This window comes from Sphingomonas sp. BL-S-30, from assembly GCF_055521475.1.
On the sequence record NZ_CM145481.1, the window covers coordinates 4,673,935 to 4,687,047 of the forward strand.

General features: G+C 67.0%; 12 protein-coding genes. 4 read left to right on the forward strand and 8 right to left on the reverse strand.

From position 1 onward, the window contains the following. Positions 1-48: 48 nt before the first annotated feature. Both ACZ1I5_RS21965 and msrA read left to right on the forward strand, forming a co-directional pair. The gene (locus tag ACZ1I5_RS21965) at positions 49-192 is read left to right on the forward strand and encodes a hypothetical protein (RefSeq protein ID WP_465171352.1); all 144 of its coding nucleotides are present in this window, start codon (positions 49-51) and stop codon (positions 190-192) included. A gap of 64 nt (positions 193-256) precedes the next feature. Next, complete coding sequence (msrA, locus tag ACZ1I5_RS21970) at positions 257-916, forward strand: peptide-methionine (S)-S-oxide reductase MsrA (protein WP_465174024.1); 660 nt, start codon at positions 257-259, stop codon at positions 914-916. Between the two features lie 5 nt (positions 917-921). Here the strand turns inward: msrA and ACZ1I5_RS21975 are convergent, their stop codons facing one another. After that, complete coding sequence (locus ACZ1I5_RS21975; protein WP_465171353.1) at positions 922-1,347, reverse strand: DUF5990 family protein; 426 nt, start codon at positions 1,345-1,347, stop codon at positions 922-924. Between the two features lie 80 nt (positions 1,348-1,427). After that, positions 1,428-2,087 (reverse strand): ligase-associated DNA damage response endonuclease PdeM, encoded by a 660-nt coding sequence (gene pdeM, locus ACZ1I5_RS21980; protein ID WP_465171354.1) that lies wholly within the window; start codon positions 2,085-2,087, stop codon positions 1,428-1,430. A 171-nt stretch (positions 2,088-2,258) separates the two neighbouring features. Here pdeM and ACZ1I5_RS21985 point away from each other — a divergent pair, with 171 nt between their 5' ends. Continuing rightward, positions 2,259-4,142, forward strand: coding sequence for a potassium transporter Kup (locus ACZ1I5_RS21985; protein ID WP_465171355.1), 1,884 nt, complete (start codon positions 2,259-2,261; stop codon positions 4,140-4,142). A 231-nt stretch (positions 4,143-4,373) separates the two neighbouring features. On the opposite strand, the gene ACZ1I5_RS21990 is transcribed toward ACZ1I5_RS21985, so the two are convergent. The 4 genes from ACZ1I5_RS21990 to ACZ1I5_RS22005 form a co-directional block, all read right to left on the reverse strand. Beyond that, entirely contained in the window at positions 4,374-5,759 is a 1,386-nt protein-coding gene (locus ACZ1I5_RS21990) for a M20/M25/M40 family metallo-hydrolase (RefSeq protein ID WP_465174025.1), read from the reverse strand. A 52-nt stretch (positions 5,760-5,811) separates the two neighbouring features. Further along, the gene (locus ACZ1I5_RS21995) at positions 5,812-6,774 is read right to left on the reverse strand and encodes an aspartyl protease family protein (RefSeq protein ID WP_465171356.1); all 963 of its coding nucleotides are present in this window, start codon (positions 6,772-6,774) and stop codon (positions 5,812-5,814) included. A 40-nt stretch (positions 6,775-6,814) separates the two neighbouring features. Next, positions 6,815-7,684 carry a retroviral-like aspartic protease family protein gene (locus tag ACZ1I5_RS22000; protein WP_465171357.1) on the reverse strand — a complete coding sequence of 290 codons (870 nt, stop codon included), beginning with the start codon at positions 7,682-7,684 and terminating at the stop codon, positions 6,815-6,817. A 131-nt stretch (positions 7,685-7,815) separates the two neighbouring features. Further along, positions 7,816-10,224, reverse strand: coding sequence for a ligase-associated DNA damage response DEXH box helicase (locus tag ACZ1I5_RS22005; RefSeq protein WP_465171358.1), 2,409 nt, complete (start codon positions 10,222-10,224; stop codon positions 7,816-7,818). A 35-nt stretch (positions 10,225-10,259) separates the two neighbouring features. Here ACZ1I5_RS22005 and ACZ1I5_RS22010 point away from each other — a divergent pair, with 35 nt between their 5' ends. After that, complete coding sequence (locus ACZ1I5_RS22010; protein WP_465171359.1) at positions 10,260-11,258, forward strand: ligase-associated DNA damage response exonuclease; 999 nt, start codon at positions 10,260-10,262, stop codon at positions 11,256-11,258. A 4-nt stretch (positions 11,259-11,262) separates the two neighbouring features. Here the strand turns inward: ACZ1I5_RS22010 and ACZ1I5_RS22015 are convergent, their stop codons facing one another. Then, positions 11,263-11,556: a putative quinol monooxygenase gene (locus ACZ1I5_RS22015; protein ID WP_465171360.1), complete on the reverse strand. Its 294-nt coding sequence runs from the start codon at positions 11,554-11,556 to the stop codon at positions 11,263-11,265. Between the two features lie 57 nt (positions 11,557-11,613). Next, positions 11,614-13,113 (reverse strand): RNA polymerase factor sigma-54, encoded by a 1,500-nt coding sequence (gene rpoN / locus ACZ1I5_RS22020; protein WP_465171361.1) that lies wholly within the window; start codon positions 13,111-13,113, stop codon positions 11,614-11,616.

The window sequence follows — 13,113 nt, forward strand, 5'->3', positions numbered from 1 at the left end:
AGTCGACCCCGCGCCGTTTCGACGCCCGGACTGACGAAGGTAGATGCGATGCGCACTATTTTGAGAGATGGTTTCTTCTGGCGGTTCGCGGGCGGCTTCGTGATCGGCGCGATCGGCCTGCTCGTGCTCCAGCCCGCCGAGGCCAAGGGGCTGGTGAACAATCTGGCGACGGCGATTCACATCTGCCCCTGACCGTCCACTTCCGGTTCAGCCGGGAATACCCATATCCGCCTCGATGCCCATCGAAAGGCGATCCATGTTCAAGACCCTGTTAGCCGTTGCCGCCGCCGGCGGCGTTGCCTTTGCCGCGCTGACTGGCGGCGTCGCCAATGCCGAGCGCGCGGTGCCGATCCCGGTCGCGGCGCAAGACGTGCCGAAAGCGCCCGGGCTCCAGACCGCCGTCCTTGCCGGCGGCTGTTTCTGGGGCATGGAGGCCGTGTTCGAGCGGGTGAAGGGCGTGCGGGCCGTGACCTCGGGCTATGCCGGCGGTACCGCGAACAGCGCGACCTATGATCAGGTCAGCACCGAGACGACGCGCCATGCCGAAGCGGTGAAGATCGTGTTCGATCCGGCCCAGGTCAGCTACGCGACCCTGCTCCGCGTCTATTTCTCGATCGCGCATGATCCGACCCAGCTCAACCGCCAGGGCCCCGATACCGGCCCGAGCTATCGCTCGACGATTTTCCCGCAGACGCAACAGCAGCGCGCCGTGGCCGCCGCCTATATCGCGCAGCTCGGCAAGGCGCGGGTGTTCCCGGCACCGATCGTGACGACGCTGGAAAACGGCGGCTTCTATCCGGCCGAGGCCTATCATCAGAATTTCTACGACCGGAACCCGGGCCACCCGTATATCGTGCGGTGGGACAAGCCCAAGGTCGCGGCCTTCAAGGCAGGTTTTCCAAGCCTGGCGCGCTGAGCGCGCTATGCGAGCCGTCGAGTCGTGGGCCGCACCGTGGCGCATGCGGGCGTGCCGTCCGTGCCCGTCCCGTTGACCGATATTTCGATGACGCCGCCGCCGTTCACCGCGCGATCCAGCAGATCCTGCCCGATATCGTGGATGTCGATCTTCATGCGGCGGGTCCAGGGCGAGGACGGGTCGCCGGCCAATTGCCCGATGCGGATATAGACGAACCGGCGCTCCGGTCCCTCGCGCCGGACCTGGTCGCCGAAGAATGTGGGGCCCGGCCCGATGCGGATCGGGAAATCGAACGCCAAAGGCTCGCCCGCCCTGGAAGATTTCGGATCGAGCGGCTGGTCGTCCCCGGCCTGCAGGCTGTGCAGCACGCCGACGACCGGCTGCGCGATGACGATCCGCAGGCGAATCTCGGTCTGGTCGGTCCTCGGCATCGGGAATTTATAGCCTGTCTGGCTCGTCCCTCAATGGCGAGCCGGTTGCGGCATTTCAGGGTCGCTCGAGCAGAAGCATGTCAGGCCGCCAGCGGGAACCGCAACAGCCTGTCCTCGACCGGCACCAGCGCCTCGGCGCCGCCGCCCACGGCACGGATGATCTCCGGATGATCCGCATCCAGCCCGCCCGTCAGGGCGCCGAACGCCGGGAGAATCAGCTTGGTCGGCGTGGCGACGAAGCAGCGGCGCGAGACCTGCCGCCCGCGCACCCGCACCCGCAGCTTGGGGTGGAAATGCCCTGACAGCTCGGGCCTTGTTTCGCGCGGATCGGCCTCGTGGCGCAGCATCAGGCCGTCGACCAGCGCGTCGTCCATCACCGCGCCGCCGCACCGGTCGATCGTCCGGTCGTGATTGCCGGTGATCCAGACCCAGCGCCGTTCGCGAGTCAGTGCGCGCAGCATCGCCTGCGCATCCGCGGGCAGCCGGTCGCACCCGGCCGAATCGTGGAAGCTGTCGCCGAGACACCAGATCTCGGCCGCGTCGGTCTGCACCGCCAGCGCGCGAAGCGCGGTCAGGGTGGCGATCGTGTCGTAAGGGGGCAGCATCTGGCCGCGAATCGCGAACCAGCTCGCCTTCTCGAAATGCAGGTCGGCGACCAGCAATGCGCGCCGCACAGGCCAGAAAAGCGCACCCTGCGGCAGCGCGAGCAGATCGTGGCCAGCGAACGAAAAGGGAACCATGGTCTTGCTATGCAGCGATCGGCTCCCCAAATCAACGGCTTGCGGCAGTGCAACAAAACCGCTTGCGCTGCCCGGCAACAGGCGTAAAGCGCGCCGTCCTTCTCGGCAGGCCAGAGTCACATGTCCTCAGTCCCTGAATCTTCGGGGCACCCGCATCGCCCCCATCCGGCGATGCTGGCACTCACCATCGGCGCGATCGGCGTCGTCTTCGGCGATATCGGCACCAGCCCGCTCTACGCGTTTCGCGAAGCGCTGGCCCAGTCGGCGCAGGACGGCATCGATGCGAGCGAAATCCTCGGCGTGCTCAGCCTCGCGCTATGGACGCTGACGCTGGTCGTCAGCGTCAAATATGTGCTGTTCCTGATGCGCGCCGATAATCAGGGCGAAGGCGGCGTGCTGGCGCTGACCGCGCTCGCCAGGCGCGCGCTCGGGCGCCGCTCGATCATCGCGCTGGTGCTCGGCGCGGCGGGCGCGGCGCTGTTCTATGGCGATGCGATCATCACCCCGGCCCTGTCCGTGCTGTCCGCGGTCGAAGGGCTGCGCACCATTCCGGGCGCGAGCCATGTCGTCGGCGAGCACACGATCCTGTTGCTCACCATCGCCATCCTGATCGCCCTGTTCATGATCCAGGCGCGCGGCACGGCCCATGTCTCCAGCCTGTTCGGGCCGGTCTGTGTCCTGTGGTTCGTGACGATCGGCGGCATGGGGCTATGGCATATCTGGGATGAGCCCTCGATCCTGCGCGTCGCCTCGCCCTGGTACGGCATCGAATTCCTGATGACTCACGGGGTGACCGGCCTGTTCGTACTCGGCGCGGTGTTCCTCACCGTCACCGGCGCGGAAGCACTGACCGCCGACATGGGCCATTTCGGTGCCGCGCCGATCCGCATGGGCTGGTTCATCCTGGTCTTCCCCGCGCTGACGCTCAACTATCTCGGCCAGGGCGCCTTCGCGCTCAACGCGCTGGAAACCGCGTCGAGCCATCATGTCGCCTTTGCCAATCAGGACTGGTTCTTCCTGATGGCCCCGGACACCTTCCGCCCCTGGCTGGTCGTCCTGGCGACGCTGGCGACGGTCATCGCCAGCCAGGCAGTGATCACCGGCGCCTATTCGCTGACTCAACAGGCGATCCAGCTCGGCCTGCTCCCGCGCCTGCGCATCCGCCAGACCTCGGCGCGGCATTCGGGGCAGATCTACCTGCCCTCGATCAACTGGCTGCTGCTGATCGGCGTGCTGGTGCTGGTCATCCAGTTCCGCACCTCCTCGTCGATGGCGGCGGCGTACGGCATCGCGGTGACCGGTACGATGGTGGTCACCACGTGCCTTGCCTATATCGTCGCGCGGCACCGCTGGAACTGGTCGCGGCCGCTGGCGATCGCGGTGATCCTGCCCTTCTTCGCGCTCGACTCGATCTTCTTCGGCGCGAACATCCTGCGCGTGATCGAGGGCGGCTGGGTGTCGCTGGTCGTCGGCGCGATGATCGCGTTGCTGATCTACACCTGGGTGCGCGGGCGCGGCATCGTCCGGGCGTTCGAGCAACGCCAGAGCGTGCCGCTTGCCGATCTCGCCGCAGCGCTGAGCCGTCGGCCGCCGGAGCGGGTCGAGGGCACCGCCGTGTTCCTCACCGCCAATCCGGAAAGCGCGCCCGGCGCGCTGTTGCACAATCTCAAGCACAACAAGGTGCTTCACGAACGCAACCTGATCGTCAGCATCCGCACCGCCGACCGGCCGACCGTGCCGCCCGAGGAGCGCGCAAGGACGACGCGGATCGACGATAATTTCTGTGCGGTCGTGCTGACCTATGGCTTCATGGAATCGCCCGACGTGCCGCGCGATCTCGGCCTCGAACAAGCGGGCGCGAAGAAGCTGCTCAACCCGGCCAAGACCAGCTATTTCATCGGCCGCAACACGCTGAAGCCGGTCGCCAACCAGGGCATGCCGATGTGGCAGGACCGCATCTTCATGTTCCTGCAGCGCAACGCCAGCGACCCGACCGATTTCCTCCGCATCCCGCCCGGCAAGGTGCTCGAGCTGGGCGAGCAGGTGACCGTCTAGGCGCGGAACGCGCCCGGACGGTCATCCCCGCGAAGGCGGGGATCCAGAGCCACAAGCGCCGCCGCCGTCCTCTCACAACCGTTCGTGCCGAGTAGAGATCGAGTAGCCGAAGGCGTATCGAGAGCTCGTATCGAGGCACAAGTGGCGCGCGTGACGCCTGTCCCTCGATATGCGCTCTCGACAGGCTCGATCGCTACTCGGGACGAACGGGGTTAGGCAGTCGCGGAGCGTTCAGCCCGCATACGCCTTGACCAGATCGTAGAGATAATCCCGGCCCTCGTAGAGCGATCTGGTCCTGATCCGCTCGTTCAGGCCGTGAATGCCGTTCAGGTCGGTGTCGACGAAAATGCCGGGCGCGCCGTATACCGGGATGCCGATCGCCTGGAAGAAGATGCCGTCGGTCGCGCCGGTCGACATCAGCGGCAGCATCGGCAGGCCCGGGAAATATTTCGCCGCGACGGCCTTGGCCGGGCCGACGATCTTCGGGTCGAGCGAGGGCGGGATCGCGGTCGGGCGGATCGGCTGGTTGATCGTCACCTTGACCTTGGGCCCGGCCAGCTCCTGCAGCTTGGCGAAGGTCGCCTCGACGGTTTCACCCGGGAAGATGCGGCAATTGATATTGGCGGTGGCGCGCTGCGGCAGGGCATTCTCGGCATGACCGGCATTGACCAGGGTCGCGACGCAGGTCGTGCGCAAGGTCGAATGCATCGCCTTGTCGCGGCTGATCAGCGCATCGGCGTCCTTGTCCCCGGGATTGGCCAGCAGGCGCTTGATCGCGTCGCCCACCGGCCCCGGCATCGCCGCCGCCGTCGCGCCGAAAAAGGCGCGGGTGGTGTCGGTGAACCTGACCGGGAATTCGTAGGTACGAACTGCCTGCAGTGCGTCGGCCAGGTCGTAGATCGCGTTGTCGGGCGTCGGTTGCGAGCTGTGGCCGCCGGGATTGACCGTCTCGAACGTATAGTTCTGCGCTGCCTTTTCGCCGACCTGGATGGCGAGTAGCTGCGGCTTGCCGGCCGGATCGTAGCGACCGCCGCCGCCTTCGTTCAGTGCGAACTCGGCGGCGATCAGCTCTGGCTTGTTCGCCGCGAGCCACTGCGCACCGTTGAACGCGAAGGTCGTTTCCTCGCCGCAGGTGAGCGCGAGCTTGATCGTGCGTTTCGGCTTGTAGCCGCTGGTCTTGAAACGGATCAGGCTGTCCGCCCACACCGCCGCCATCGCCTTGTCGTCGACCGTGCCGCGCGCATAATAATAGCCGTCTTCCTCGACCAGCTTGAACGGGTCGCGCACCCAGTCCTCGCGCTTCGCCTCGACCACGTCGAGATGGCCGAGCAGCAGCATCGGCCTGGCCTTCTTGTCCGATCCGGCCAGCACCGCGACGATGCCGCCATCCTTGGGATGGTCCGGCACCGCGAAATTGGTGATGTCGCCGTCGGCGAAGCCCGCGGCCTTCAGCCGCGCGCCGATCTGCGCCGCGGCCTGGGTACAACTGCCCGAGGACAGGGTCGTGTTGGTCTCGATCAGTTCCTTGTACAGGCCGAAGAACGCCTGCTGGTCGGGGCGGAGCGTCTGGGCCGAGGCACTGACGGGCAGTACGGCGATCGCGGCCGCCGTGCACAGGAATTGCAGTCGATGAATTGCCTTAGCCCCCGCTGGATGATGCGGGGCGAGCTTAGCGCCCAAGTGGTATCGAGTCCAAGGGCGACACGCCCGCCGTCGCGGCGCGGTTGGCAGTGACCATCAGCCGGACTTCGCGATTCGGGAAATCGATCTTCACTTTCTCGAACAGGCGCAGTGAATCCATGCCGAGCAGCAGGGCTGGCTCGTCGAGCAGCCCGAAATGGCGGAACGGCTCGGCATCCGAAAAGGCGACCGGCAGATGTGAGAAGGTGATGCCGGCGAAGTCGACCTTGTCGATCTGCGTATAGTCGGCGACCATCGCTTCGCCGGTCACGCCCCATAAGGAGATCGGCCGGACCAGCTTGCTGGTGCGCGCGACGAGGCGCTGGAGCGCCATATTGCCCATGGTCAGGCCGGACCCGGTGTCGAGGATCACCTTGACCTTGCGGCCGCGATATTTCGCATCGGCGACGATCAGCTCGCCATAGAGATCCTTGCCGCGCACCACGACTTCGCCGTGCCTCGGGGCAAGGCTCCTTTTGCGTCTGGTCGATGGGCTCAGCGTCATCACGTCCTTGATGAAGTCGATCGTCAGCGCATGGCCTTGCAGCGTATCCAGCCCGAGCATGCCGGGCGCGCCGAGATTGCGCGATTCGAGCGATGGCGCCTCGATGCTGGATCCGGCGATCGTGCTCACGCTCAGCATCGGGATCATGACGGTACCGACATCGGCCGATCCGGTCATCGCGGTGAGACGGACATTCTTGCCCGGTACCAGGCCCAGGCGGCTGGCGAGCTCGCGCGAGATGACGGTGCGCTGCGCGCCGGTGTCGACGACGAAATGATAGGGGCCGTCGCTGCCGATCGAGACGGGAACGGTCATCCGGTCCTGCATGTTGGCAAAGTCGAGGACCGTCACCTTCTGCGGTGGCGGCGGCGCGTCCGGGTCCTGCGCGACGGAGGCGCCGGGCGACGCGGCGGTGATGGCGAGGAGCGGAAAGATCAGCCGGCGCACGCCCCACGCGTATCCGCCCCTGCGAGGACTGGCAGGCGGCTCAAAAGCCATTGTAGCGATAGCCCTTGGGCAGCGCGAACCGGACCTCGCGATTGGCGAAATCGACATCGACTTTCCGGAACAGGCGCAGCGCATCCATGCCGAGCAACAAGGCAGGCTGGTCGGTCAGGCCGAACCGGCGGAACGGCGCGACGTCGGCAAAGGCGATGGGCAGATGGTTGAAGGTGACGCCGCCGATGTCGAGGCGGGTGGCCTGGGTATAGTCGGCGACCAGCGTATCGCCCGTCACGCTGGTCAGCGTGATCGGCAGCGGCGTCTTCAGCTCGCTGCGCATCCGCGCGCGCAACGCCGAATTGCCCATGCTGACCGAGGATCCGGTGTCGATGATCACGCTGACGCGCCGGCCCTTGTAATAGGCCTGAGTGACGATCAGCTGGCCGTAGAGGCTCCGTGCGCGAACCACGATGTCGCCATTGCTGACCGTCGGGCGGTTGCGCTTGGTCGATGGCCGCACGGTCATGCGGTTGGTCTCGAAATCGATCGACAGCGCATGGCCGCTCAGCGTGTCGATGCCGAGCATGCCCGGCGCGCCGAGATGCGCGGAATAGAGCGCGGGCGCCTCGATCGGCTGGCTGGCGATATTGCTGACGTTGAGCGACGGGATCACCACCGTGCCGACATTGCTCGTGCCGGTCATCGCGGTCATCCGCACGTCCGGGCCCCGCGACAGGCCGAGCGTGGCAGCGAGCTCGCGCGAGATCACCGTGCGCTCGGCGCCCGTATCGATGATGAAGGAATAGGGCCCGGTGGCGCCGATGGTGACCGGCACCGTCATCCGCTCGGCCGAATCGTCGAAGGCGAGGGTGGTTTCGGTCGGCGCCCGAGGGAGCTCGCCCTGTCGCGCAGGCAACGCCCCTGGGGCGGCGGCCGAGATAGCGATGGCAAGGGCGGTTATTCCGCGCATGAGACAAGGTTACGCCCGTTGCGGACCTTCAACAAGGGGCTATTCGACCGCAAAAACGGGACGTTCAGCGGACGAGATCACTCCAGCCGCATTGCCTCCGCCGCCAGCGACTCGGCTTCGATCAACAGCGCGTCGTCGGCCAGCCCCATCGCGATGCGCTCGCGCCCGATCAGGGTCAGCACCGGCACGGCAAGCGGGGAGACGCGGTCGAGATCGACATGCAGCATCGTCTCGGCGGCGCGGTCGAGCAGATCGGCCAGGCGCCCGACATCGGTCATCTTGGCGCGCGCGTCCGCCCAGGCGGCCTGGAGCAGCAAATGGCTCGGCTCATATTTGCGCAGCACATCGTAGATCAGGTCAGTCGAGAAGGTGACCTGCTTGCCGGTCTTGCGCTTGCCCGGATGCTGGCGCTCGACCAGCCCGCCGATCACCGCGACCTCGCGAAAGGCGCGCTTGAGCAGGGCCGAGCTCTGCACCCAGTCGACGAACTCGTCCTCCAATATGTCAGGTGAGAGCAACGCGGCGGGATCGGTCACGGGGTCGAGCGAATAACAGGCGATCGAATAATCCGACGCGACGAAGCCGAGCGGCTTGTACCCCTGGGTCTCCATCCGCCGCGTCAGCAGCATGCCGAGCGACTGATGCGCGTTCCACCCTTCGAAGCTGTAGACGACCATGTAGTGCCGCCCCTCGCGCGGGAAGGTCTCGACCAGCAGTTGCCCCGGCGTCGGCAGCTTCGAGCGGTAGGACTGCACCTCGAGCCATTCGCGCACATCCGCCGGGAAGCGCGGCCACTCCTCGGGGTCGGCCAGGAAGCCGCGCACCCGGTCGGCGAGGTTGGTCGAGATCGGCATGCGCGCGCCGCCATAGGTCGGGATACGGGCCGGCCGGGACGTGGCGCGCACGATCAGATCCTCGGTATCGATCTTCTCCACCTCCAGGCTCATGCCCGCGAAAAAGAAGGTGTCGCCGTGGCGCATCGAGGCGGCAAAGGCCTCTTCGACCTTGCCGAGCGTGCGGCCGTTGCGGAACCGCACCGTCAGCATCGTCGCCTCGACGATGATCCCCGCGTTGAGGCGGTGCTGCGCGACGAAGCTGGGGTGGCTGACCCGCCAGGTCCCGTCCTTGTCCTGAGTCAGCCGCTTGAACTTCTCATAGGCCTTCAGGGCATAGCCGCCGTCGCGGATGAAGCCGAGCACGCGCTCGAACGTCTCGCTGTCGAGCGCCGAATAGGGCAGGGCGGATCGCACTTCGTCGAGCATCTCCTCCTGCCGGAAGGGCGCGGCGCAGGCACAGGCCATGATATGCTGGGCGAGCACGTCGAGCGCACCGGCGCGGAAGATATCGGGATCGAGCTCGCCCGCCACCACGGCGTCGAGCGCGGCGCGCGCCTCGAGATATTCGAAGCGGTTGCCCGGCACGATCACGGCTTCCGAGGCTTCGTCGAGCCGGTGGTTGGAGCGGCCGATGCGCTGCAGCAGCCGCGACGATCCCTTGGGCGCCCCCATCTGGATCACGCAATCGACATCGCCCCAGTCGACCCCGAGATCGAGGCTGGCGGTCGCCACCAGCGCGCGCAGCTTGCCCGCCGCCATCGCGCCCTCGACCTTGCGCCGCGCCTCGAGCGACAGGCTGCCGTGATGGATGCCGATCGGCAGCTGCAGCTCGTTGACCTTCCACAGGTCCTGGAAGATCAGCTCGGCCAGGCTGCGGGTATTGCAGAACACGATCGAGGTCCGGTGAGTCTCGATCTCGGCCATCACCTGCTCTGCGGCATAGCGCCCCGAATGCCCGGCCCAGGGCACCCGGCCCTCGGGCAGCAGGATGGCGATGTCCGGGTCGGCGCCGGGCTCGCCCTTCACCAGGGTCACCTGGTCGATATCGCCGTCGGGCGCGAGCCAGGCGCGATAGCCATCGGCATCGGCGACGGTGGCGGACAGCGCCACCCGGCGCAGCCCCGGCGCAAGCCGCTGCAGCCGCGCCATGCACAGCGACAGCAGGTCGCCGCGCTTGCCCGTGGCGAACGCGTGCACTTCGTCGACCACGATCGTCTTCAGCCCCTCGAACATCAGCATGCTGTCGGGATAGGACAGCAACAGGCTGAGCGATTCGGGCGTGGTCAGCAGGATCTGCGGCGGGCGGACGCGCTGGCGTGCCTTGCGATCGCTCGACGTGTCGCCGGTGCGCGTCTCGATGCGGATGTCGAGGCCCATCTCCTCCACCGGTGTCAGCAGATTGCGCTGCACGTCGACCGCCAGCGCCTTGAGCGGCGAGACGTACAGCGTGTGCAGGCCCTCGGTCGGGGACTCGATCAGCTCGGTGAGAGTCGGCAGGAAACCGGCCAGCGTCTTGCCCGCGCCGGTCGTAGCGACGAGTAGCCCGTGCCGCCCCGCGCGGCCGACCTCGAGCATGTCGAGCTGATGGCTCCGCGGCGCCCAGCCACGCGTCGCGAACCAGTTGGCAAGGGGGGCGGGAAGATCCGTCACTGGGAACTCAAGGTCATCCCATCCATATAGGCACGATGGCGAAACTCGGCGACTGGATCGATCCGCAACCCCACGGCATCTATGTGAAGCCCGCCGATGCGTGGATCGATCCCTCGCGCCCCACGCCCAAGGCGCTCGTCACCCACGGCCATGCCGATCACGCGCGCGGCGGCCATGAGGCGGTCTGGGCCACGCCCGAGACGCTGGCGATCATGGAGACGCGCTACGGCCCCCAGGCCGGCCACCCGGTCGCCTATGGCGAGTCGATGCGTTTGGGCGAGGTCGATATCCGCTTCGTGCCCGCCGGCCATGTCCTGGGCTCGGCGCAGATCGTGCTCGAGCATCGCGGCGAGACCATCGTCGTCTCGGGTGATTACAAGCGCCGCCCCGACCCGACCTGCGCGCCGTTCGAGCCGGTCGCCTGCGACGTGTTCGTCACCGAGGCGACCTTCGGCCTGCCGGTGTTCCGCCACCCCGATACCGGCGACGAGATCGACAAGCTCACTGCCGCGCTCCACGCCAATCCCGATCGCTGCGTGCTGGTCGGCGCCTATGCTTTGGGCAAGGCGCAGCGCGTGATCGCCGAGTTGCGCGCGCGGGGGTTCGACGATCCGATCTATCTCCACGGCGCGCTTCAGCGGCTGTGCGATCTCTATGTCGCGCACGGCGTCGCGCTCGGCGAGCTGCGCCCAGCGACGGGGGTGCCCAAGGCCGAACTCAAGGGCCGGATCGTCATGGCACCGCCCGGCGCGCTCAACGATCGCTGGTCGCGCCGGCTGCCCGATCCGATCACCGCCATGGCCTCGGGCTGGATGCGTGTTCGCCAGCGCGCGGTGCAGCGCAATGTCGAACTGCCGCTGATCCTCTCCGACCATGCCGACTGGGACGAGCTGACCGACACGCTGACCGAGATCGCGCCCCGGGAAGTCTGGGTCACGCATGGCCGGGAAGAGGCGCTGGTCCATTGGTGCATGACCCGCCAGATCAAGGCGCGGGCGCTGGCGCTGCTCGGCTATGAGGACGAGGACGACTGATCCCTCAGCCCGCCGGGCTTGCCTCGTACATCGATATGCTCTCGCTCGACGCGGCGAGCCGGCGGACCGCGGCGATGAACTGGACCGAACCGGGCTGGACGAAATGCGTTTTGAGCGCCGCCATGTCGCTCCACCGCTCGAAGAAGAACAATCGCATCGAATCCTCGCAATCGACCTGCACCGAATGGCTGACGCAGCCCGGCTCGGTGCGCGAGCGATGGACATGATCGAGGCTCGCCTGGCGCAGCTCCTCGAACGAATCGGGCCGTGCGGTGACGCTTCCGGTGACGATGATCATGGCGCTCTCCCCTTTTGTCTTCTTGGTGCGAATCGCCCAGCGCGCCGACCAGCGGGACTATCCCACGCCCTCCAGCGCCTTTTGCCGCCGCCGCTGTACCGAGCTGCCGATGCCCAGCGCCTCGCGATATTTCGCCACCGTGCGCCGCGCGATGTCGAAGCCCTTGGCATTGAGCAGTTCGACCAAGGTGTCGTCACTCAGGATCGCCTTGGGCTCCTCCGCCGCGATCAGCGCGCGGATCGCGCTCTTCACGGCCTGGGCCGACACCGCGTCGCCGCCGTCCGAGGACTGGATCGCCGAGGTGAAGAAATATTTCAGCTCGTAGAGCCCGCGCGCGCAGCTCAGATATTTGTTGCTGGTCACCCGGCTGACGGTCGATTCGTGCATCTCGATCGCGTCCGCCACCTGGCGCAGGGTCATCGGCTTCAGCTGCGACACGCCGTGCACGAAGAATGCTTCCTGCTGCTTCACGATCTCGCTCGCGACCTTGATGATGGTGCGCTGGCGCTGGTCGAGCGCCTTGACCAGCCAGTTGGCGCTGGCCAGGCATTCGGACAGCCAGGCCTTCGACGCCCTGTCCTGCTGCCCGGCGGACAGCTCGACATAATAGCCGCGATTGACCAGCAGGCGCGGCAGAGTTGCCGCGTTGATCTCGATCGCCCAGCCGGTCTTGCGCTTGGCGACGAAGATGTCGGGCACCACTGCCTGCATCGCTTCCCCGCCATAACGGCAGCCGGGCTTGGGGTCGTAGTTGCGCAGTTCGCGGATCATGTCCGCCAGATCCTCGTCGTCGACGTCGCAGATCCGCCTAAGCCGCGCCATGTCGCCGCGCGCGACGAGCTCCAGATTGTCGATCAGCCGCGCCATGCACGGGTCGTAACGGTCGGCTTCCTTCGCCTGGAGCGCGAGGCATTCGGACAGCGAGCGCGCCCCGACACCCGTCGGATCGAAAGTCTGGATGATGCCGAGCACCTGCTCGACCCGGATGAGCGGAACGCCCAGCCGGTTGGCGACCTCGAGCAGCGGCACGGTCAGATATCCCGCCTCGTCGATCTGGTCGATCAGATGCGCCGCGATGAACATGTCGGGACCGTCGACCACGGGCCCCGCCTGGGCGAGCAGGTGATCCGCAAGGCTCAGGCCGGTATCGGCGAAGGCGTCGAGATCGGGCCCGTCCTCGCCCATCGCCCCGCCGCCCGTGCCGTTCAGGCCGAGCGATCCGTCCATGCCGCCGCCATCGGCCGGGCTGTCATGGTGGAAGCTCTCGGCGTTGAAATCGACGTCGAGCGATGCCTCGCCGGTGCTGTCGCCGCCCATCAGCAACTCGTCGGCGCTGGCCGGCTCGTCGCGCGGCTCCGGTGGGGCGTCGCGCTCCAGCGTCGGGCCGTCATCCTCGGGCGCGCTCGATTCGAGCAGGGGATTCTTCTCGATCTCCTCGGCGATGAACCCCTCGACCTCGAGATTCGACAGCGCGAGCAGGCGGATCGCCTGCTGCAGCTGCGGCGTCATCACCAGCGATTGCGACTGGCGCAGATCGAGGCGCGGGGCGAGACTCAT